The 21,364-nt window shown below is 53.2% G+C and carries 19 protein-coding genes; 16 read left to right on the plus strand and 3 right to left on the minus strand.

All coding sequences use genetic code 11. The annotated features are described in order from the left end of the window. Positions 1 to 58: 58 nt before the first annotated feature. Entirely contained in the window at positions 59 to 1,069 is a 1,011-nt protein-coding gene (gene aroF / locus CVU69_04600; protein PKN12984.1) for a 3-deoxy-7-phosphoheptulonate synthase, read from the minus strand. A gap of 374 nt (positions 1,070 to 1,443) precedes the next feature. On the opposite strand from aroF, the gene CVU69_04605 reads away from it, so the two are divergent. From CVU69_04605 to CVU69_04645, 9 genes are all read left to right on the plus strand, one after another. Beyond that, positions 1,444 to 1,662: a hypothetical protein gene (locus CVU69_04605; protein ID PKN12985.1), complete on the plus strand. Its 219-nt coding sequence runs from the start codon at positions 1,444 to 1,446 to the stop codon at positions 1,660 to 1,662. 82 nt (positions 1,663 to 1,744) lie between these two features. Beyond that, entirely contained in the window at positions 1,745 to 2,452 is a 708-nt protein-coding gene (trmB, locus tag CVU69_04610; GenBank protein PKN12986.1) for a tRNA (guanosine(46)-N7)-methyltransferase TrmB, read from the plus strand. Continuing rightward, positions 2,449 to 3,642, plus strand: coding sequence for a tRNA pseudouridine(13) synthase TruD (locus CVU69_04615; GenBank protein PKN12987.1), 1,194 nt, complete (start codon positions 2,449 to 2,451; stop codon positions 3,640 to 3,642). Before trmB ends, CVU69_04615 begins: the two co-directional genes overlap by 4 nt. A gap of 374 nt (positions 3,643 to 4,016) precedes the next feature. Then, positions 4,017 to 4,328, plus strand: a complete 312-nt coding sequence (locus CVU69_04620) for a hypothetical protein (GenBank protein PKN12988.1) — start codon at positions 4,017 to 4,019, stop codon at positions 4,326 to 4,328. 877 nt (positions 4,329 to 5,205) lie between these two features. After that, positions 5,206 to 5,796, plus strand: a complete 591-nt coding sequence (locus CVU69_04625) for a hypothetical protein (protein ID PKN12989.1) — start codon at positions 5,206 to 5,208, stop codon at positions 5,794 to 5,796. Beyond that, positions 5,783 to 7,627 (plus strand): cytochrome C, encoded by a 1,845-nt coding sequence (locus CVU69_04630; protein PKN12990.1) that lies wholly within the window; start codon positions 5,783 to 5,785, stop codon positions 7,625 to 7,627. Before CVU69_04625 ends, CVU69_04630 begins: the two co-directional genes overlap by 14 nt. Before the next feature lie 249 nt (positions 7,628 to 7,876). After that, positions 7,877 to 8,140, plus strand: a complete 264-nt coding sequence (locus CVU69_04635) for a hypothetical protein (protein ID PKN12991.1) — start codon at positions 7,877 to 7,879, stop codon at positions 8,138 to 8,140. An 85-nt stretch (positions 8,141 to 8,225) separates the two neighbouring features. After that, entirely contained in the window at positions 8,226 to 9,875 is a 1,650-nt protein-coding gene (locus CVU69_04640) for a Fis family transcriptional regulator (GenBank protein ID PKN13047.1), read from the plus strand. A gap of 78 nt (positions 9,876 to 9,953) precedes the next feature. Beyond that, positions 9,954 to 10,739, plus strand: a complete 786-nt coding sequence (locus CVU69_04645; GenBank protein PKN12992.1) for a hypothetical protein — start codon at positions 9,954 to 9,956, stop codon at positions 10,737 to 10,739. A gap of 43 nt (positions 10,740 to 10,782) precedes the next feature. Here CVU69_04645 and CVU69_04650 read toward each other — a convergent pair whose 3' ends face one another. Further along, positions 10,783 to 11,070, minus strand: a complete 288-nt coding sequence (locus CVU69_04650) for a hypothetical protein (GenBank protein PKN12993.1) — start codon at positions 11,068 to 11,070, stop codon at positions 10,783 to 10,785. A gap of 878 nt (positions 11,071 to 11,948) precedes the next feature. On the opposite strand from CVU69_04650, the gene acnA reads away from it, so the two are divergent. Beyond that, positions 11,949 to 14,618 carry an aconitate hydratase AcnA gene (acnA, locus tag CVU69_04655; GenBank protein PKN12994.1) on the plus strand — a complete coding sequence of 890 codons (2,670 nt, stop codon included), beginning with the start codon at positions 11,949 to 11,951 and terminating at the stop codon, positions 14,616 to 14,618. 121 nt (positions 14,619 to 14,739) lie between these two features. After that, a complete protein-coding gene (locus CVU69_04660; GenBank protein ID PKN12995.1) occupies positions 14,740 to 16,326 on the plus strand; it encodes a phosphoglycerate dehydrogenase in 1,587 nt (528 codons plus the stop codon). Between the two features lie 59 nt (positions 16,327 to 16,385). Here CVU69_04660 and trxA read toward each other — a convergent pair whose 3' ends face one another. Next, positions 16,386 to 16,715, minus strand: a complete 330-nt coding sequence (gene trxA / locus CVU69_04665) for a thioredoxin (protein ID PKN12996.1) — start codon at positions 16,713 to 16,715, stop codon at positions 16,386 to 16,388. A gap of 155 nt (positions 16,716 to 16,870) precedes the next feature. On the opposite strand from trxA, the gene CVU69_04670 reads away from it, so the two are divergent. Genes CVU69_04670 through CVU69_04690 form a run of 5 tightly spaced genes read left to right on the plus strand, consistent with a single transcriptional unit; the run spans position 16,871 to position 21,307 of the window. Then, positions 16,871 to 17,452, plus strand: a complete 582-nt coding sequence (locus CVU69_04670; protein PKN12997.1) for a hypothetical protein — start codon at positions 16,871 to 16,873, stop codon at positions 17,450 to 17,452. Beyond that, positions 17,316 to 18,122 (plus strand): siroheme synthase, encoded by an 807-nt coding sequence (locus CVU69_04675; GenBank protein ID PKN12998.1) that lies wholly within the window; start codon positions 17,316 to 17,318, stop codon positions 18,120 to 18,122. Before CVU69_04670 ends, CVU69_04675 begins: the two co-directional genes overlap by 137 nt. After that, positions 18,119 to 18,964 (plus strand): c-type cytochrome biogenesis protein CcsB, encoded by an 846-nt coding sequence (ccsB, locus tag CVU69_04680; protein ID PKN12999.1) that lies wholly within the window; start codon positions 18,119 to 18,121, stop codon positions 18,962 to 18,964. The genes CVU69_04675 and ccsB overlap by 4 nt, the downstream gene beginning before the upstream one ends. Before the next feature lie 21 nt (positions 18,965 to 18,985). After that, the gene (locus CVU69_04685; GenBank protein ID PKN13000.1) at positions 18,986 to 20,305 is read left to right on the plus strand and encodes a glutamyl-tRNA reductase; all 1,320 of its coding nucleotides are present in this window, start codon (positions 18,986 to 18,988) and stop codon (positions 20,303 to 20,305) included. 39 nt (positions 20,306 to 20,344) lie between these two features. Continuing rightward, positions 20,345 to 21,307: a hydroxymethylbilane synthase gene (locus tag CVU69_04690; GenBank protein ID PKN13001.1), complete on the plus strand. Its 963-nt coding sequence runs from the start codon at positions 20,345 to 20,347 to the stop codon at positions 21,305 to 21,307. The last annotated feature ends 57 nt before the right edge of the window (positions 21,308 to 21,364 follow it).

The raw sequence follows: 21,364 nt of genomic DNA on the forward strand, positions 1-21,364 counted from the left end.
CAAAAGAGAAGGGGCACGGCGGACCGTACCCCTGGGTATAGAGCAAGAATTGGTGGAATCAATAGCCGAGATAGGTAATCAACCCTTTGATCTCAGCCATCAACACCTCAAAGGCCGGGCCGTCAAGGCTCTGGGCGCCGTCGCAGAGAGCTTTGTCCGGATCGGGATGGACTTCGATCATGACGCCGTGCGCGCCGACCACCAGGGCCGCCTTGGCCATCGGCGCCACCAGGGAGCGTTTGCCGGTGGCATGGCTGGGATCGACAATAATCGGCAGGTGGCTGATGCTGCGAATCAGCGGTACGATCGAGACATCAAGGGTGTTACGCGTCGCTTTTTCAAAGGTGCGGATGCCGCGTTCGCAGAGGATGACCTGGGAATTCCCTTCGGAAAGGAGATATTCAGCGGCAGAAAGGAACTCTTCGATCGTCGCCGACATGCCGCGCTTGAGCAGTACCGGATGGGAGCGGCGGCCGGCTTCCTTGAGGAGATCAAAGTTCTGCATGTTGCGGGCGCCGATCTGCAGGACATCGGCATAACGGCAGACATCGTCGAGCTGGTCGATGCGCATGACTTCGGTGATCACCGGCAAACCGGCAGCATCGCCGGCCTGCCGCAGCAGTTTGAGGCCATCGCGCCCCAGACCCTGAAAGGAGTGCGGCCCGGTGCGCGGTTTGAACGCGCCGCCGCGCAGCATACCGGCGCCGTGCGCTTTGACGAGATGGGCGGCTTCGAGCATCTGCGCTTCGCTCTCGATGGAGCAGGGGCCGGCAATCACCACCGGCGGACAGCCGTCGCCGAAGCGGACGCCCTTGACATCGACGATGGTGCTCTCGGGGTGGAAGTCGCGGGACACAAGTTTATAGGGTTTGCTGACGTGGATGACTTCGCGCACGCCCGGGAGTTCGAGAATGGCTGAATCGTCAACATAGCCCTGGTTGCCGAGGACGCCGATGGCGGTCCGCTGGCTGCCGGGGATAGAGACCGGCTGCAGCTTCATCGCCTCGACGGCGTGATGCACGGCGTCGATTTGGGCGTCTGTGGCGCTGTGGTGCATAACGATCAGCATAATAGATGGCGTCTCTCTTTCTGTTCCTTCGATCCGTGGGGGGATCGTCTTGTCTGGGTCTGGCAAGAGAAACAGATTAAACAGAGTGAGTGGAAAATTCAATCCTTTTCCGCTCTCTGCCGCCGAGCCTGGCGTTGCCGCCATGCCCGACGCAGCATAAAGAAGAGTCCGGGGAGCAACAGTGCCCAGATCAGTCCGATCACAATCGTTTCGCTCGTTGTCATAAAGGCTCCCGGCTGGTTTTTCTGTCACTTTCGCATGCCCTGGACTCAAGCGCCTTGAGCCAGGTCAAATCGTCCGGTGAAGGTTTGACATCACCGTGCCATTCCGCTAATCTGTGGAAAAATTTCACCCGGAAGATAAGGAGAAAAAAGATGAAAGCAAAAAGCATTACCCTTCTCGCTCTGCTCATGCTTGGTACCATGACCGTTTCCGGCTGCGGCTTTTTTCATCATGGCTCACGCCGTTGCGGCACGCCCTGCGCGATGGCAGCGGGACAAACGCCCTGTCAGCAACAGGAGAATTGTATCAAGGCCGGGTGCAATAAACCCTGCTGCGTAAAGATGAAGGCAGCAGAGACTCCGGCTCAGTAGCGTTAGTTCTGCCCGAATTTTTTTATGGGAGCGGTCTTTCGGCCGCTCCCATTTTTTCCACATCAGGAGTTTTTCCCTTTTCATGACCCAGCGCGTTGTCCCCAACACCTCCCCGAGCTTTATCCCTGATCCGCAACAGGATCTGAGCTTCCGGCCGCAAGCGGTCTTTTCCCGGCCTGAACAACCTCTGGTTCTCGAAATCGGTTGCGGCATCGGCGACTTCATCTTCCCCCTTGCGACCAGTCGTCCCGACGTCAACTTTCTCGCCATCGACATTTACAATCAGGGCTGTCTCAAGACCTGCCGCAAGATCGATGCGGCCGGCCTCGATAATGCCCGGGTCATGCGCATCGAAGCGCGCCACCTCATCGCCCGCTATCTCGACCCCTGGTCTTTGTCCGCCATCTATATTAATTGTCCCGACCCCTGGCCGAAGAAACGCCATCGCGAACGACGCCTGGTCAATGCCGATTTTCTCGAGGTCGTTCGCTTTGCTCTTAAACCGGGGGGCGAACTCTTCTTTGCCTCGGACGTTGCCGACTACGCCGAAGAGGTCTCGGCTCTGATTGTTGCACAGTGCGGCTTTATCCGCCTGACCCCGGAGCCGTACTGTACCGAACTTCAACCCGACTACCCGATCTCTAAATATATGCGGCGTTTTCTTGAACTCGGTCAGCCGATCCACTTTGTGCGACTGCGCCGGCAAAACAATGAAGCCGAACCGCCGCAAGCGCGGCCCAGTGCGGTGCGCGCCGGTTTTCGTGTGCGCCGGGAAACGATCGGTAAATGAGCAACTATCTGACCGCCCTCCTCCCCGGTACCGGCGGCACCCTGAAAGAGACCCCCGGCGATTTCCGGGTCGAAGAGATTCCCCTCTACCTCCCGACCGGCAGTGGTGAGCACCTCTACGTGACGATCGAGAAGACCGGAATAACGACCAGCGATCTCGTGCAGAAGCTCAGCTCGGCCCTCAAGCTTCCGCCCCGCGAGATCGGTTATGCCGGCCTCAAGGATGCCCGCGCTGTCACCGTCCAGACCCTCTCCCTCACCGGCGTCAAGGCCGAGGCGGCTTTGGCTCTGCAGCTTCCCGGCGTTCGCATCCTTGCCGCCATCCCCCATCGCAACAAACTGCGCCTCGGCCATCTTGCCGGCAACCGTTTTGTCATCCGTGTGCGCGATGTTCTCCCCGGCGCTGTCGAGCGCGCTCTTGATATTCTCCATGTTCTGCAGGATCTCGGTGTGCCGAACTCCTTTGGTGCCCAGCGTTACGGCAGTCTCGGCAACTCGCATCGCATCGGTCGGGCGATCCTGACCGGCGACTATAGCGAGGGTTGCCGCGAGCTGATCGGCGAGCCGGGTGTGATTCTTGATCCCGCCTGGCAGGCCGCCGCCATCGCTTATGCGGAAAGCGGGGCAGTAGCCGCTTTCGAACTGATGCCGCAGCGCTGCCGCAACGAGCGGCAAGTGCTGCGCTCCCTGGCGCAGGGGGCGACTCCGCAGCAGGCCCTTCTTGGCCTGCCGCGCCCGCTGTTGCGCCTTTTCCTCTCCGCCTATCAGTCTTCTCTCTTCGATCGTATCGTCACGATGCGTCTTGCCACCCTCGGCACCCTTTGGGCCGGTGATCTCGCCTGCAAGCACATCAACGGCGCCGTCTTCAAGGTCGAAGATCCCGCCATCGAACAGCCCCGCGCCGATGCTTTCGAGATTAGCCCGACCGGCCCCCTCTTTGGTCGTAAAGTTCCCCTCGCTACCGGCATGGCCGGGATGCTCGAAGAGGCCCTCCTCGACAAGGAGAAGCTGACTCTCGAGATGTTCCGCCTCGGCAGCGGCCTCGACATGGAAGGGGAGCGCCGCCCCCTGCGCGTGCCGCTCGGGGAGTTCTCCGTCAGCGCTGATGCGGAAGGGTTGCTGTTATCTTTCAGTCTGCCGAAAGGGAGTTATGCCACCAGCGTGTTGCGCGAGGTCATGAAGGGGGATTGAGTTCCCCCTGTCTTTCCTTCGTTCTGTACCCCTCTGCTTTACCCTCCTCCTTTGCTTCCCCTTCCTCTGATCCATCCTTTAAGTAAAAAACATCGAATGCTCCATTGTCTGTTGTATTTGTCGTATTGGTGTTGCATTTGTTGGAGTGCAACACTTTTTTATTAATTATTTCAGTAAGTTGTCAATTTCGTTGGGCCGGTGGTGGTGTTGTTGCATTTGAGACATCGTCAATGGTCAACCGCAATCATGATTTTATAGCTTTAACTAAATAGCTGTTATTGCTAAGTTTTTTCTTATTTAGAGTGGCAGCAAAAAAGTGGCACGCTTGTTGGATTAGTAGGATGGCAAGAACAATAAATAAATGGAGGATTCAAATGGGTTCCGGAAAAGTTGCAGTCCCCTACTATGGAAGTTTATATCGTTCGAAAGTAGGTTACGAACGAATTTACTTCATTGTGGAAGACGGCACGGTAAAAGATAAAGATTTAGATGTCAGGCTTTGTGTCTGGGACAATAAAACTGAATCGACTTTACCTGAATGGCTGAAAAGCAATCGTATAAAAAATCTTGTTTGCAGAGAAGATCCGGATGTCAGCCTTAAGAATGCCATCCTTGACCTTGGCATAGAGATAAGAAGTGGTGCGGATAACAATGCGTTAAGATTAATGAAAAGTCTGCTGGTTTAACAAGTCAAATTGATAACAAAAAAGGGAGGTTCACAATGAAAGCGAAAAGTAATCACTCAAGTCTGGTGGATGAAGCCGTAGCAAAAGCAACAATGGGTGGAATTGCTGCTGTAACAATCTTTGTAGGAGTTTTTTTCGTGTGGTCAGTCACCTGTCTTGGCGGTGCTGTTGTCAGTCTGCTGAGCTAAGCGATTACAGCTAACAATGTTTCGCGGTAGCTGGAAGTTCATGTAGCTAATCTTTTCTCGCAAGAAACAACAAAAAAGGGAGGTTCACAATGAAAGCGAAAAGTAATCACTCAAGTCTGGTGGATGAAGCCGTAGCGAAAGCAACGATGGGTGGAATTGCTGCTGTAACAATCTTTGTCGGAGTTTTTTTCGTGTGGTCAGTCACCTGTCTTGGCGGTGCTGTTGTTAGTCTGTTGAATTAAAAAATTTACAATAAGAACAGCTGATAAGGAGAAAAACAATGAAAGCGAAAAGTAATTATTCAGATCTTGATGACAGGGCATACATTGGCAAAGTTCTCTCCGTAGCAGGTTTTTTTGCCGGAGTGGCAAGTCTTTCAATTGCATGGCCCGCCTTAAGTCACATTGGCCTCAGGCTCTTATCGTAACCCGGCTATCAGCAAAGACAGGGGGAGTTTTTCTCCCTGTCTTTTTGCGCCCATTCATATGATACACCAGATAAACGGACCAAGCTGAGCTTTGAGTATGGTTAGACATGAAATAATTTGTCCTGATTGTGGAAGCTTGCAGCACTACACACTTAAAGACAGTCGTCTGCAATGTGTGATTTGTCGCAAGAAATATACTTGCAGACATAGAAGCAAGTTGTCCCGGACGACCCTGGAGCGCATTGCACTAAGTTTTTTCCAGATGGTTCCAGCCATAGCTGCGGCAGCTGAAATGGGTGTTAACAGTAAGACAATACAAAAATATTATGATCTTTTACGACGAACTATTTCTGAAGAAAACAAGGAGCTTGCCATTCTTCATTTCGGTGCGGCAACAATCGACCCGGAATTTTTTTACAATGACGCTGCCGGCGCAGAGTTGGGAGCAGAGAAGAAACCCCTTTTCTGTCTAGCTAAAAGAGAAGAGGGAGTTTCTCTTCTCTTCACCCAGCCTTCTTTGAATAAAGATTTCACGGCAAAACAAACCATTTTGGGTTGGGTCTATGCAAGGGATGATAAAGCATTTGACTCTCTTGATCTTGACCGCATTCACTTTATTCGCACTGACGAAAAAAAATCTGGTGATACCTACAACGCTTTTTGGGTTTTTGCAAAAAAAGGTCTGCTTAAGTATCACGGCGGTTTTAAAAAAAACTTTTATTTGTTTATGCGGGAAATGGAATTTCGTTTTAACCACAACAGCAACAAAGATTCCAGTCTGTCCTATCTCATTAGTATGCTACAGGGTGATTTAAACAATACAGAAACAGGAGATGACAATGCGCAGGTTTAATCTTGGTTTTTTGCTTTTGGTATTCATTTTTATGTTCAGCCCGGTTTCGAGCTTTGCAGAAAAGGGATTGGCTGTTGATCCAATGGATTGCCTCGGCTGTCATAGCGATAAACTCTCGGCGGCTGATTTCGGGGCTTCACCGCATGGAAAAAATGGTTGCACAAGTTGCCATCTGGAGGGGACAGATCTCCGCAAGCATATGAGCGGCAGTGTAAAGCTTGAGGAGGTTGATTGCTCTCGCTGTCACAAGAAGGAGTTTGCTGAGCATGCCGACAGTATTCATGTGGAGCAAGGGATCACCTGTACTACCTGCCATTCACCGATCCACTCACTTGCCAGCGGGACAAAAGACAAGCAGCTGGTAATTCAGAAGTGCATCGAATGTCACTCCGAATATGAAGAATTTGTCAATTCAGTCCATGGCAAGGCAGCTTCTGCCGGCAACAAGGATGCTGCAGATTGCAGCGACTGCCACGGTCTGCATCAGATAAAGAAGGTACTGGGATCTGAAACCAATGAAGGGCGCATGTTTCACACGTCTGCCTGCATAAAATGCCACGCTGATGAAGAAATGATGGAAAGAAACCATGTCAACCATGCCGCCGTTGAGACCTATCTTGAAAGCTATCATGGCAAGGGATATCGACTCGGCTTCCCCGAACGGACAGCTGGATGCACCGATTGCCATACTGCGCATAACATATTAGCAAAAGATGACGTCGCTTCATCGGTTAACAGTAAGAACCTTGTGAATACCTGTGCAGCCTGCCATGAAAAGGCGACAACTCTCTTTACCAAGTATTATTCTCATGGCAGCCATTCAGACCGTGAGAATTATCCGATCCTTTATTATACATTCATCGCAATGACCGGGCTTTTGATTGGAACGTTCGCCGTTTTCTGGGTTCATACCCTGCTCTGGATGTTCCGTGGTTTTGTTGAGAACAGGGAAAAGCAGACCGCTCTGATGGAGGGCCGGGTCCATCATGTCCCCGGCGGTAATAAACTCTATTATCGCTTCCAGAAAAGGCACATTTTTTTGCATCTAACGGTCATAATAAGCTTTTTGGGGCTCTCGCTGACGGGACTGCCACTCAAGTTTAGCGATCAGATCTGGGCAAAAACGTTTATGTCCTTTTTTGGCGGGGTGCACTATGCGGGCTTGATTCACCGCGGCTGTGCCATCCTTACCTTTTACTATTTCCTTGGCGCGCTGTTTATGAGCATCGATTTCCTGTTTGTGCGCAAGGATCTAAAGGGTAATTTCCTGCAAAGAATGTTCGGACCTGATTCTCTCATGCCAAACTTCCGCGACATCAAGGACGTTACCGGCATGGTTAAATGGTTCTTCTTCAAGGGGGCGAAACCGACTTTTGAGCGGTGGACATACTGGGAAAAGTTTGATTTCATCGCAGTCTTCTGGGGTATGTTTGCTATCGGCGGATCTGGGTTGATGCTCTGGTTCCCCGAGTTCTTCGGTATGTTTTTACCTGGTTGGGCTCTGAATGTTGCAACAATCATCCATTCCGATGAGGCCCTTTTGGCAACAGGCTTTATTTTTACGGTCCACTTCTTTAATACACACGGCAGGCCCGAGAAGTTTCCCATGGACTTTGTAATTTTTAACGGACAGATGTCAAAAGAAGAGTTCATTGAGGAGCGCGGCGACCAGTGGAAAAGACTTGAAGCGCTCGGTGTCACAGAGCAATTTGCGGTGGAAAAACCGAGTGGTGTTTTCTATGATTTTTTCTTCAAAGGATTCGGTTTTGCCGCGGTCTTTACCGGTATTACATTGGTTTTTTTCATGTTATATGCATTTCTCTCGAAATAGCAGCTTGATTGGATAAGTAGCGGGTTCTTTGCGGAGGTGTCGGGGTGCAACCCTTGGCACCTCCGTTTTTTTTCATTCTTAACTGGCTGGTTATGCTCCGCTGCCCGAGAGGGATCTTTCTATAACAATATAGCGAAAAATATATTCTTGCCGATTCAATGGTGCTATTATGTTGCATCTAGCTTTTGCAACAGGAGCCGAAAAAATTTCTCCCCGCAGAATGAAGGGAATCAAAAAGGAAAATCTCCAATGGCAAATAAAATACCGGATCTTTATCTTTCGCTCACCGCTTTCGCCTTGTACATCACTGGTGGCTTCGGCATTTTTGGGGGGATCGCTCTTATTGTTTTTATGAATGGCCAGGACCTGTTCGGATGGGGAGATGCTAAAACTGTCGGCTATCTCCTGATTTGCGTTGGCGTCTGCTTTTCCATCATGGGGGTTCTGTTTATCCGACTGGTCAGGAATCGAACGAACAATCTTCTCAGTCAATGCTCAAAATCCAGTGAATAGCCATAAGGAAATTTAATCTCTTCAAGCATAACCTCACGAAAGCCTGAATATGCAGACCTTTAAGAAAGAAGAAGCAGACTACCTGATGAGTTACCGCAACATCATGGATTCGGTTGCTGACGGCGTTTTCACGGTAGACAAGAATATGATCATAACGACCTATAACCGGGCGGCAGAAGAAATGACGGGTTATTCCCGTGAAGAAGCTATCGGCCGGCCCTGCCATGAGATTTTTCGTACGGATGTCTGTATGGACAGTTGCCCGCTCAAGGAAGCTCTGAAGAAGAATAAGTCGGTTGTAAGTAGGGAAGTTCATATTCTTGACAAACATGGGGCCAGCACCCCGATCTCAGTCAGTGCATCGGTGCTGCAGGACTCGGAGGGAAATATCGTCGGTGGAGTTGAAACTATCCGAAATTTAAAGGAATTTTCTACAATTCTTGACAGCGTAGCGGATGGCGTTTTCACCGTAGATGACAAAATGATTATATTGTCTTTCAATCGGGCTGCTGAAGAGTTGACCGGCTATTCTCATGATGAAGCCATCGGAAGGCATTGTTATGAGGTCTTTCGCTCGGATGCCTGTACTCATGGCTGCCCTGTCAAGGAGGCCGTAGAAACCGGATTGCCGGTTGTGAATCGGGAATTTGAAATTACGGACCGGAAAAATAATAAAAAGCCGATTTCTGTGAGTGCGTCCGTTTTGCTGGACAGTTCAGGGAGACCGCGGGGGGGGGTTGAAACGATCCGGGATCTCTCATTCATCCACATTCTCAAAAATGAATTGCATGATAAATACACTTTTCAAAATCTTATCAGCCGCAACCACTCGATGCGGCGCCTATTTGATGTCATGGCTGATATCGCTGCGAGCGAGGCAACCGTATTCCTTCACGGCGAAAGCGGCACCGGCAAGGAACTTTTTGCCAGAGCAATCCATGACTTAAGTCCCCGTAAAAACGGTCCGCTGGTGATTGTCAACTGCGGTGCCTTGCCGGAAACCCTTCTTGAGGCCGAAATATTCGGGGTTAGAAAGGGAGCTTATACCGGCGCGGGTGAAAACAGGCCGGGTCGGCTTGAATTGTGTAACGGCGGAACGTTTTTCCTCGACGAAATTGGTGATCTGCCGCTGCAGTTGCAGGTGAAGCTGTTGAGAGTTCTGGAAAACAAGGAGTACCAACCGTTGGGTGCAAAAAATCCGTTGAAGGCGGATGTCCGTTTCATCACCGCCACGCACAGAAATCTTGCACAGATGGTTGAAGAGGGTACTTTCCGTCGAGATCTTTATTTCAGAATAAATATTGTAGAGTTAAATATCCCACCGCTCCGTGAGCGGAGGGAAGATATCCCCCTTTTGATAGAGATCGCACTGAAAAAATTCAATTTGTCATATGGAAGAAGAGTTCTAAGAATTTCACCCGAAGTTCTCAAGATCCTGCTTGCCCATGATTTCCCCGGAAATGTTCGGGAATTGTTGAATTTGATCGAACAAGCGGTTATTCTCTGCAAGGGAAGCGAGATCGGGATTGATCTTCTGCCAAAAGGTTTTCTCCTTAAGGCTAACGACAAAGAGAAGCTGCCCCGGCAACGTTCCAGTAAAACTCCAGACGTTAACGTTCTTAGCGAAGTCATTTCCCGACATAAGGGCAACCGGACAGGAGCGGCCCAGGAACTTGGTGTCAACCGGTCAACATTGTGGCGATGGGTTAAAACCACCGGCATTACGGATTTTTAGCGATTAGTTTAACTCCCCGGGTGTTGCAAAAATTTTTCTGGCTCACTTGCCCTGTTTTAACAAGACCATGCTGAGGAAATGGAGTTTACATTGGGAACTTCTCGAAATGACTTGCGCCAGTTGAGTTCACAAATAGATGTTCTCTTTGATTTGGGAAAAAGAGAGGAGGCTGCAGTGCTATTGGAAAGAGCTATTAGCGCTTCAGCAGGAGACACAGTCTACAATCTTTTTTTTCTAGGGGAAGCGGCGGGTTACCTGGAAAAGGACCGAAGAAAACAAAAGGATTATTTACTGCAAGCCTACCAGCTCGAAGAGAATGATCCTTATATAGTCAAAAATTTAGGGGTTTATTATCTTATTAACAAACATGAACGGAAGGCGATCAAGTTATTCGACAAAGCAATTGAGCTCGACTCTAACGATTTTGAATCATTCCGAAATAAAGGTCTGGCCCTTTCAAATCTAGGCAGAGAGAGAAAAGCCATGGAATGGTTTGCCCGGGCCATCACCATGAACCCTTCCGACTATGACTCTATACGACAAACCGGGATTTCCCATTCTAAGCTGGGAAAAGATATGGAAGCAATCGAGTGGTTCAAGAAGGCGCTGCAGGTAAATGAGAATGATTATGATTCCATGAGGCAGATGGGCATATCTCTTGCCATGCTTGGAAAATATGACGCTTCGGTCGAACTTCTCAAGTTGGCACTATCTGTCAATCCTAACGATTTTGAAAGTAAAAGAAATCTCCATCTTGTCTTAAGAAAAATGTCCGGCGAAGGGGAAACTTTCTTCTCCAGAATGCTGAACTATTTCGGCAGAAAACTTGCCTTGGCTTGGAAGTATTTGATTAATAAACTATAAATATTTGTGCCGCAGGGTCATGATCGGACTTTTGTCCTTTGGCCTAATTTTCAAGTGTTAGCTTTAAAAAAGTCGTATCAGTAAGTTTATCAACAGCGGCTGGATGATCTTTTTTGTTCTCAGTCGCCAGGATCTTGTCGAGATTCTGGCTAATATCTGCCAAAGTGTTTCGTAGAAGTCTTCTCGCCTCATCAGGATTTCCCGAATCAAACAGATCATTGATAATACCCATTCTTGAATTGTCTCCGGGTAATTTCATCAAATCTTTACTTTTCGTTGAAAAAGAGAGGGAGATGCTTTCCAGTCCAGTGTAATTACTTTTAGCTTTCATAAAACCCCCTTGACAGCAGCCCAGAGGCAACCGTCAGACAAACTGCTGCAAATCGACCAGATCACAAAAAACTCAATAATGATCAGAATCCCGCTGAGCAAACCTTGATTCTCAGAACACAATAATACTTTAAAATATTTATGAGTTTTCATATCACACCTCCGCTAAGAAGAAGATATCGGGAAAACCCTCAGCAGCAAAAATCTACATGCTCTTGACGAACTGAACTATCGCATTACCAAAACCCGTAACTGACCATGCGACAAAACCACTGATAAAAACAACAATCCCGGCGAAAATAACAATGCTTCCTTTTGCTGTCGTTGTAGCAACCAATCCCGAATAAGAATTTTTTGCTTTCATGATATGATCCCCTTTCACGTCTATTTGCCAAGCATTATGCTTATATATATCAAGAATAGTGCCAACAAAATTTACCACTTGCATAAAATATAAATATAGCAATAACGGATGGTTATGGATTTGAGATAGTGTCAGGGTGATTAGCGTTGTGTGTTACGCGTATTGTGCAACATGCAACAGTAGGGAGTTTGTACGGTGATTTATCTTTGTTTAACAAGCAATTACGTGTTGTTATCGTTCTTTGCAACACTCCAGTTTCCTTCTGCAACGCGACATGGCATGACCCTCCCCCTCTTAATCCTCTGAGATGCTGCTGCGCCACGTAATTGCCCTTGGTGACACTCCAGACCCGTATCGTCGCAGGCCGTCACCAGGAAGCGGGTTGGTGTCGCCTTTGTTACACTTCGGGCCAAGGATGAGAGCTTGAGCCAAATTTTTCGGTGCGTTTTTGCTGAAAAAAGGTAAACTCTCGTCGTAAAGAATGACCGTCACTCTTCTCTGTCAGGAGGTTTTCCGTGGTCTCTGCCGGTCTCGATACCTTGCGTACCCGCCGCACCCTCTCCATACACAATAATGAGTACGATTACTTCAGCATCAGCGCCGCCGAAGACGCCGGGATTGGTGATCTTCGTCTCCTCCCCCTTAGCCTGCGCATCCTGCTGGAGAATTTGTTGCGCTGCGAGGATGGCCGCACTGTCACGGTTGAAGATGTTGCCGCCTTTGCGATCTGGCTGGAGCAGCGCACTTCGGCGCGCGAGATTGCCTTTATGCCGGCGCGCATCCTCATGCAGGACTTTACCGGCGTGCCGGCGATCGTCGATCTCGCGGCACTGCGCGAAGCGGCGGTCAAAGCCGGCGGCGACGCGCAGCGGGTGAATCCGCGCATCCCCGTCGATCTGGTCATTGATCATTCCGTGACGGTGGAGCGGGCCGGCTGCGACGATGCCTTTGCCATCAATGTCCAAGTGGAGATGGAGCGCAACCGCGAGCGCTATACTCTGTTGCGCTGGGCACAGCAATCCTTTGCTAATGTCCGCGTTGTGCCGCCGGGGACCGGAATCTGCCATCAGGTCAATCTCGAATATCTGGCGAAAGTCGTCTGGAGCCGCGACAGTGACGGCCGGCGACTGGCTTATCCCGATACGGTGGTCGGTACTGACAGTCACACGCCAATGGTCAACGGCCTCGGTGTCCTTGCCTGGGGGGTGGGGGGGATTGAAGCGGAAGCGGCGATGCTTGGCCGGCCGATGTCGATGCTGTTGCCGGAAGTGGTTGGCGTCAAGTTGTCGGGTGCCCTACAACCGGGGGTGACGGCGACCGATCTCGTCCTTTATATCACCGAACTGCTACGCAATTTTGGTGTAGTCGGCAAGTTTGTCGAATTTTTCGGCGTTGGTCTCGACCATCTGCCGATTGCCGACCGGGCGACGATCAGCAATATGGCGCCGGAGTACGGCGCCACCTGCGGCTATTTCCCCGTCGACCAGGTGACTCTCAATTATCTGCGTTTTACCGGCCGGGATGAAGAAAATATTACCTTGGTTGAAGCTTACGCCCGGGCGCAGGGGCTGTGGCGTGATGCGGACAGTGTCACCCCCCGCTTTACTGCGACCCTCGAATTCGATCTCGCCAGCGTCGCGCCGACCCTGGCCGGCCCGAAACGGCCGCAGGATCGTGTCGCCCTTTCGGCCCTGACGGCGGCCTTTGACGCGACCTTGCCGCTCCATGAGCAGGGAAAAGAGATGGCGGTTGCCGGGCAGGAACAACCGTTGCGGCAGGGTGATGTCGTCATCGCCGCCATCACTTCCTGCACCAATACCTCCAATCCAGTAGTCATGCTTACCGCCGGCCTCCTCGCCCGCAAAGCCCGCGCCCTCGGATTGCAAAGCCAACCCTGGGTCAAGACCTCGCTGGCACCGGGCTCCAAGGTGGTGAGCGCTTACCTGCGACAATCCGGCTTGCAGGACGATCTCGATGCTCTCGGGTTTCAAACCGTTGGTTATGGCTGTACCACCTGCATTGGCAACTCTGGTCCCCTGGCCGAGCCGATTGCTCAGGCCATACAGGAAGGGATGCTGACGGTCAGTGCTGTCCTTTCCGGTAATCGCAACTTTGAGGGACGCATCCATCCGCAGGTAAAGGCTAACTGGCTCGCTTCTCCGCCGCTGGTTGTGGCCTTTGCCCTCGCCGGCACGGTCCGCATCGATCTGAGCCGCGACCCTCTCGGCGTGAGCCGCTACGGGACCCTCGTCTATCTCCGTGATCTCTGGCCGGATAGCAGCGAAGTGGCCGCCGAGTTGGCGAAGATCACTCCGCAGATGTTTAGCGACGGATATGCCGGGGTCTTTAGCGGTGATAACGAGTGGCAGGGGCTACCGGTCACTTCAAGCTCCCTCTTCCCCTGGGATGGCGACTCCACCTATATCCGCCTCCCCCCCTTTGTCGCTCTGACCGAACCGGCGACGACGATGGCCGGTTTTTCCGGCGCCCGCGTCCTTGCTCTTCTTGGCGACTCGATTACCACCGACCATATCTCCCCGGCCGGGAATATCCGTCCCGACAGTCCGGCCGGCGTCTATCTGCAGAAGCACTGGGTCAAACCGGCCGATTTCAATTCTTACGGCTCGCGGCGCGGCAATCATCAGGTAATGATGCGCGGCACCTTTGCCAATGTCCGTCTCCATAACGAGATGATCAGCGAACGGGAAGGGGGCTTTACCCGCCATCAACCGTCGCAGGAGATGATGACCATCTTCGCTGCTGCCGAGCGCTATGCTCTGGAGAAGGTACCGCTGCTGGTGGTTGCCGGCAAGGAGTACGGATCCGGGTCGAGTCGCGACTGGGCAGCCAAGGGGCCCAAGCTCCTCGGGGTCCGCGCCATCCTCGCCGAGAGTTTTGAACGGATCCACCGCTCCAATCTGGTCGGGATGGGGATCTTCCCGCTGCAGTTTCTTGACGGTGCCAGCCGCAAAAGTCTCGGCCTTGATGGCAGCGAAGAGATCGACCTCCTCCCTGCCGTGTCGATTGGGCCTCGGCAGAAGTTGCTATTGCGGATTCATCGCGCTGATGGCGAGACTTTTGAACTGCCGGTCCTCAGTCGCATCGATACCGCCGATGAGGTCGTTTCATTTACGCAGGAGGGATTGCTCAACGATGTTCTGCGCCGGCTTTTGGTGGAAGATTAGCGGGTTGCGCCGTTTCCGGCAGCATTCAGATTGACATGGCGGGGCGAAAGGCGTAGATTGCCCCCCTTCTGGCGCCGGTCCTGCCGGTTCATTTTCTCTTTTTATCTTTGCGAGGTCCCAGATGAAGATCCTTGTTACTGACGAAATTTCTCAGGAAGGGCTGCAGCCTCTGCTTGATGATCCCCGCATGGAGATCGATATCCGCCTCGGCCTGCCGGTGCCTGAACTCCATCAGCTCATCGGTGGATACGAAGCCCTGATCACCCGTAGCGGCACTCTGGTTAATCCTGCCCTCATCGACCACGGCCGCAAGCTTAAAATCATCGCCCGCGCCGGCGTCGGTATTGACAATGTCGATGTTGATTATGCCAGTCAGAAGGGGATCATCGTCGTCAATGCCCCTTATGGCAATGTCAACTCGGCGGCGGAACATACCATGGCCCTCCTTCTCTCCCTTTGCCGTAATGTGCCGGTGGCCAACACCAGCCTCAAGTCTGGCGAATGGAAGCGTGCCCCCTTTACCGGTTCCGAAGTCAAGGGGAAGACTGTCGGCATCATCGGTCTCGGTAAGGTCGGCGGCCGCGTCGCCACCCGCTGCAAGGCTTTTGAAGCTGAAGTCATCGCTTACGATCCTTACATCGCCGAAAAGCGTGGCGATGATCTTGGCGTCAAACTCGTCAGCCTCGAAGAGATCGTCCGCTATGCTGATATTATCACCGTCCATACGCCGCTCAATGCGGAAACGCGGGGGATGATCAATGCTTCCCACTTCCCGAAAATGAAAGACGGCGTTATTATTATCAACTGCGCCCGCGGCGGGATCATCGAAGAAGAAGCGATGCTGGCGGCCCTCGAATCCGGCAGGATATGCGGTTCGGCCTTTGACGTCTGGAGCGAAGAACCACCGGCGACCGAGACCCTGAAGAAGCTCATCGGCCATCCGAAAATGATCGTTACCCCGCATCTCGGCGCCAATACCTTTGAGGCCCAGAAGAATGTCGCCGTCGATGTCAGCCGCGAGATCGTCAGCTATCTTGACGGCCGGCCGATGGAGAATGCCGTCAATATCCCGCGCTTCGATCCGGATCTCCTCGAACATATGAAGCCCTTCCTCGATCTCATCCAGCAGATGGGTCGTTTTCTGGCGCAGTTGGCCCCGGCCCACGCCGGTAAAGTCACCTTTATCTATAACGGCAAGCTTGCCCGCTACGATTGCGCTCCTCTCACCGTCTGCGGCCTCGCCGCCCTCCTCAATCGCCGCACCGATCAGGATGTCAACATGGTCAATGCCCGCCTTGTTGCTGAAACGATGGGGATTGTCGTCGAGGAGGTGCGGAATACGGAATCGGAATCGTTCTCGAATTTGATTACCCTGGTCATGGAGTCGCCGGAAGGGAAGCGGACGATTTCCGGGACGATGTTCGAGGGGATCGCCAAGATTGTTAAACTCCGCGATTTCCTTACCGACTTCACCCCGGAAGAGCACATGCTGGTCATGCACTATCAGGATCGGCCGGGGATGCTCGGCAAGATCGGCACCATCCTCGGCGAATCGGGAATCAATATCGGCAATATGAATCTGGGGCGGCGCAAGGAGGAAGGAGAAGCAATGGTGGTCTTCTCTATCGACTCGCCTCTTGACGAAGCGACGGTCAAGCGGATCGCGACCGAGGTGGGTGCCCGCTTTATCAAGCAGATCGAGATGTAGTTGGTGAATAAAAAAAGGGGAGCCGGTCGGCTCCCCTTGGTTTGTGACCTGGTGATTTTTTACAGTGCTTTGCGAATCAGCGCATCGAGCTGATTCTTTGGAACGGCGCCGACGACCTGGTCGACAATCTTGCCGTCTTTAAAGAGGATCAGGGTGGGGATGCCGCGCACGCCGTATTTGCCGGGGGTGGCGGGATTATCGTCAACGTTGACCTTGCCGATCTTGATCTTGCCGTCGTACTCCACCGCTAGGGTGTCGATGAGGGGGCCGATCGCTTTGCACGGGGCGCACCAGGTGGCCCAAAAGTCGACGAGGACCGGGGTTGTCGATTTCAGAACTTCGACATCAAAGCTGTCGTCGGTCAATTGAATAACTTTTTCTCCTGCCATCGGTTTTATCTCTCCTTTATTAGGGATAAGGCTGCAATGAATGCCGACTTATGTTGGCACGGCAGCGGGGTAAAAGACAAGCGCTAATCAGTAGTATAATCAAAGCTGCGGAGTTGGCAAGGGAACTTTGCCGCCGTCGTTGAGGAGCCTTGAAGATGCCGAAGAATGAACGCCTGGCCCGCGCCCTGCAGGATCATGTGGCGCTGATTCGTGATGCGGTCGTACCGCAGGAAGCCATTCTCACGGCTTTGTCCGGACGCCTTTGCGAAGCTTTCCAGCGGGAAGGACGACTCTTTATCTGCGGCAGCGGTCCGATGACAGTTGTCGCCGATCTCACCGCCAATCTCTTCCTTTACCGCCTCGGTTTCGAACGGCCGGCGCTGCCGGTGATCTCCCTTTGTCACGATGCCACCCTCCTTTATTCGCTCAGTCGTGACGGGCTGGCGCGCCAGATCTTTTCCCGGCAACTCCGTCCCCTCGCATCAGAGAACGACATCCTTCTGCTCTTTTCCGACCTCCATCCTGATCCGGCCCTCAACGAAGCTCTGCTTACCGCCGAGCGTATCGGTATGACGACAGCAGCCGTGGCGCCCGCCAAGATTGCTTTGGCCGGCGAGGTGCCGCCACAGATCTTTTTCCGATTGGAGAGTTCGAGCCCGGGACGGATTGTCGAAACAGCGGTGGTCTTTGCTCATCTCCTTTGTGAACTGGTGGAGGCTGAGCTCTTTGAGCACTGAGGGCGCCGGTTATCCAATTGTTCTCCGCCTTACCGGTCGCCGCTGCGTTGTTATCGGCGGTGGCGAGGTGGCGCGGCGCAAGGTTTCGGGGCTCATGGCCGCTGGCGCCAGGGTTCAGGTGATTGCGCCGCACCTCCACCCGGAATTGCTGGCGCTGCCGGAGATTGAGCTGACCTGTCGTTCTTTTTTGCCGGACGATCTGCGCGGGGCGTTTCTTGTCTTTGCCGCCACCAATGAGCGCTTCGTCAACGCCGAAGTCGCTGCGGCAGCGCGCCAAAAGGGAGTATTGGTCAATGTCGCCGACGATCCGGAGGGGAGTGATTTTCATCTCCCGGCAACTTTGTCGCGCGGCGACCTGCTGGTCGCGGTCAGCAGTGGCGGCGGCAGTCCGGCCTTTGCCGCCCAACTGCGTGATCAACTGGCAACAGAACTCGGCGCCGAGTGGGAACTTTTCTGTGCCGTGGCTGCGGCGCTCCGGCAAAAGCGATTGACAGACGGGGAAGCAAGCGCATACAATCGCGCGGTTATCAGCGACCTCTTTGCAGCCGATCTCCCTTGTCTCCTTTCTCGCAAGGATGAAACAACAATCAACCGCCTCCTCACGCAGGTGACCGGCTTAAAGATAACTCTGGCCGATCTGGGTATTCACTTCGGGAAAGGGACGACATGAGCATCAACATCCTCCTCTTTAATGTCACTCTGCTCCTCTATCTTATCGCCACCATTCTCTTCCTTGTCGAGGTTTCCGCCCGCCACTTCAAAACCGCCGGCGTTGCCCGCTGGATCCTCTGGGGAGGTTTTGTTTTTCATTGTGCGGCCCTCCTTTTTCGTTTTATCGAGGTCGGGCACACACCGGTCGCCAGTCTCTATGAATCCCTTTCCTTCTTCGCCTGGGCGCTGGTCGGCACCTTTATCCTTTTCGATCTGCGTTATCGTCTGGCGGTTCTCGGCGCCTTTTTCTGCCCGCTGGCGGTGATCCTGATGCTGGTCGGCAGTGCGGTGATCATCGGCGGGGTCGAACCGCAGCAGACCAACCCGATGCTGCAGAGCAAGTGGTTCCCGGTGCACGTCACCTTTGCCTTTCTCGGCCACGCCGTCTTCGGCGTCGCCTTTGCCGCCGGTATCATGTACCTTCTGCAGGAGCGGATGCTCAAGAGCAAACGCTTCTCGGCCCTGTATTACAAGCTCCCCTCCCTCGATGTCCTCGACAGCATCAACTACAAATGCCTCAGTTTCGGTTTTCCGCTCATGACCCTGGGAATTATCTCCGGCGCGGTCTGGGCCAATTCCGCCTGGGGCGGCTACTGGCGCTGGGATCCCAAGGAGACCTGGGCACTGATCACCTGGTTCTGGTACGCGGCGCTGCTACACGGGCGTCTCTCCATCGGCTGGCGCGGCCGCCGTGCCGCCATCTTCGCCATTATCGGCTTTGTTGCCCTCGTTTTCAGCTTTCTGGGAGTTAATCTCCTCCTCGAAGGCGCCCACACCTTCAAATCACTTCGTGGGGACTAAGGGATCAGGAATCGCTACGTTATGAATATTCTTGTTGTTGGATTGAGTCATAAAACGGCCGCGGTGGCAGTGCGGGAACGGGTCGCTTTCGCGCCGACGGCGATGGAGCGCCCTCTCCACGAACTCCTTGCACTGCCGGCGATCAGCGAAGCGATTATCGTCTCGACCTGTAATCGTGTAGAACTTTATGCCACCAGCCGCGAGCCCGAAGCGGCGATCAGCCAGATGCGGCGTTTTTTGACCTCCTACCACAGTCTCGAAGCCGGGAGTCTCGACGAAAACCTTTACGAATATCAAGGGGAGGAAGCGATCCGTCACGTCTTCCGTGTCGCCTCCAGTCTTGATTCGATGGTCATCGGCGAGCCGCAGATCCTCGGCCAGATCAAGACTTCTTACGGTTATGCAGCCGAGTTCAAGACCGCCGGTCTGATCCTCAACCGCTTTCTCCACAAAGCCTTTTCTGTCGCCAAGCGGGTACGGACCGAGACGGCGATTGCCGGCAATGCCGTCTCGGTCGCCTTTGCCGCTGTCGAGCTGGCGCGCAAGATCTTCGGCACCTTAGAGGGGAAGAATGTCCTGTTGATCGGCGCCGGCGAGATGTGCGAACTCGCTGCTCGCCACTTCATCAATAACGGCGTATCCCAGGTCCACGTCACTAACCGCACCTTCGAACGGGCGGTCAAGCTCGCCGAGGAGTTCAAGGGGCGGGCGATCGCCTTCGAAGACTTCCCCGATCATCTCCATCAGATCGATATAGTCCTCACCTCCACCGGCGCTTCGACCTTTATCCTCGGACCGAAGAAGATCGAAGAGGTGATCAAGCAACGGAAGAACAAGCCGATGTTCTTTATCGACATCGCTGTCCCCCGCGACATCGATCCGCGGGTGAATGATGTCGATAACGTTTATCTTTACGATGTCGATGATCTGCAGGGGGTTATTGCCGCCAATCTCAAAGAACGGCATAAAGAGGCGAAGAAGGCGGAAGGGATTATCGAGGAAGAGATTGAATCGTTCGCCCGCTGGTTGGCGACCCTCGATGTCGTGCCGACGATCGTCGCTCTGCGCAGTCGTTTCGAAGAGATCCGTCGCGCCGAGGTCGATAAAACCTTTGGTGCCGCCCTGAAGAATCTTGGCGATAAGGAGCGGCGCTCCGTTGAGGCTTTGACCTCGGCGATCATCAACAAGCTGCTGCACGCACCGATCACCCTCCTCAAGCAGGAGCAGAATGACGACTCGACCGACAGCTCGGTTCATGCTGTCCGCACCCTGTTTAATCTCGAACCGCCGAAGCCCGAGGGAAAACTGGAAGACCTTGATGACTCGGCTGAAAATCCATAACGAAAATTATTCCCCAGCATAAAGGAGCACGATAAAAAGATGGCAAGAAAACTCCTGCGTATCGGTACCCGCGCCAGTCAACTCGCACTCTGGCAGGCCAACTGGGTTCAAGCCGAACTCAACAAGCGTTATCCGGAGATGGAAGTCACTCTGACCAAGATCAAGACGCAAGGGGACAAGATCCTTGATGTGCCGTTGGCGATGGTCGGTGGCAAAGGTCTCTTTGTCAAAGAGATCGAAGAAGCGATGCTGCGCGACGAGATCGATATTGCCGTCCATTCGATGAAGGACGTGCCGACAATCTTTCCGGCCGGGCTCGGGTTGCGCTGTATCACCGAGCGCGAAGATCCCCGTGATATCCTCATTCTTGCCCCCGGCATCACCAGCTTCATGGACCTGCCGCATGGCGCCCGCATCGGCACTTCGTCGTTGCGCCGCAAGTCGCAGCTCCTCCATCTCCGACCTGACTTTGTCATGGTCGATATCCGCGGCAATGTCGAGACGCGCATGCGCAAACTGACCGAGGATGATCTCGGTGCCGTCGTTCTTGCCGCCGCCGGGATGAATCGCCTCGGCTTCGCGAAGCAGATCAGCGAATACCTGTCGACCGACCTGTCGATTCCGGCCATTGGTCAGGGCGCCCTCGGCATCGAGAGCCGGATCGCTGATACCGAGATCAACGAGCTCATCGACTTCTTCAACCATGCGCCGACCGCTTGGGCGGTCAAGGCCGAGCGCGCCTTCCTGCGCCGGCTCGAAGGGGGCTGCCAGGTTCCGATCGGCGCCTTCGGCTCAGTTGACAGCGGAATTCTCACCCTCACCGGTTTCGTTTCTGATGTTGAAGGGACGCAGATGCTGAAAAAAACCGTGACCTGTCCGGTCGAAGCAGCGGAAGCGACCGGTATCTCGCTGGGGGATGATCTTCTCATTCTCGGCGCCGGCAAGATCCTCAACGAGGTCTATCAGCACGAAACTTTTAACGTGAACCGGGAAGATGTCTGATTCTCTGCGAGGAATGAATAACCGTAGGGGCGCAGCATGCTGCGCCCCTACCCGTTT

Source organism: Deltaproteobacteria bacterium HGW-Deltaproteobacteria-4, assembly GCA_002841765.1.
Taxonomy (GTDB): domain Bacteria; phylum Desulfobacterota; class Desulfuromonadia; order Desulfuromonadales; family UBA2197; genus UBA2197.

Coding starts and splice junctions, on each gene's coding strand:
- trxA (PKN12996.1), bottom strand. CDS start 16,715: ATGGCAGGAGAAAAAGTTATTCAATTGACCGACGACAGCTTTGATGTC.
- ccsB (PKN12999.1), top strand. CDS start 18,119: ATGAGCATCAACATCCTCCTCTTTAATGTCACTCTGCTCCTCTATCTT.
- CVU69_04605 (PKN12985.1), top strand. CDS start 1,444: ATGAAAGCAAAAAGCATTACCCTTCTCGCTCTGCTCATGCTTGGTACC.
- trmB (PKN12986.1), top strand. CDS start 1,745: ATGACCCAGCGCGTTGTCCCCAACACCTCCCCGAGCTTTATCCCTGAT.
- CVU69_04650 (PKN12993.1), bottom strand. CDS start 11,070: ATGAAAGCTAAAAGTAATTACACTGGACTGGAAAGCATCTCCCTCTCT.
- CVU69_04670 (PKN12997.1), top strand. CDS start 16,871: ATGCCGAAGAATGAACGCCTGGCCCGCGCCCTGCAGGATCATGTGGCG.
- CVU69_04645 (PKN12992.1), top strand. CDS start 9,954: ATGGAGTTTACATTGGGAACTTCTCGAAATGACTTGCGCCAGTTGAGT.
- CVU69_04630 (PKN12990.1), top strand. CDS start 5,783: ATGCGCAGGTTTAATCTTGGTTTTTTGCTTTTGGTATTCATTTTTATG.
- CVU69_04690 (PKN13001.1), top strand. CDS start 20,345: ATGGCAAGAAAACTCCTGCGTATCGGTACCCGCGCCAGTCAACTCGCA.
- CVU69_04615 (PKN12987.1), top strand. CDS start 2,449: ATGAGCAACTATCTGACCGCCCTCCTCCCCGGTACCGGCGGCACCCTG.
- CVU69_04635 (PKN12991.1), top strand. CDS start 7,877: ATGGCAAATAAAATACCGGATCTTTATCTTTCGCTCACCGCTTTCGCC.
- CVU69_04640 (PKN13047.1), top strand. CDS start 8,226: ATGAGTTACCGCAACATCATGGATTCGGTTGCTGACGGCGTTTTCACG.
- CVU69_04625 (PKN12989.1), top strand. CDS start 5,206: ATGGTTCCAGCCATAGCTGCGGCAGCTGAAATGGGTGTTAACAGTAAG.
- CVU69_04685 (PKN13000.1), top strand. CDS start 18,986: ATGAATATTCTTGTTGTTGGATTGAGTCATAAAACGGCCGCGGTGGCA.
- CVU69_04620 (PKN12988.1), top strand. CDS start 4,017: ATGGGTTCCGGAAAAGTTGCAGTCCCCTACTATGGAAGTTTATATCGT.
- CVU69_04660 (PKN12995.1), top strand. CDS start 14,740: ATGAAGATCCTTGTTACTGACGAAATTTCTCAGGAAGGGCTGCAGCCT.
- aroF (PKN12984.1), bottom strand. CDS start 1,069: ATGCTGATCGTTATGCACCACAGCGCCACAGACGCCCAAATCGACGCC.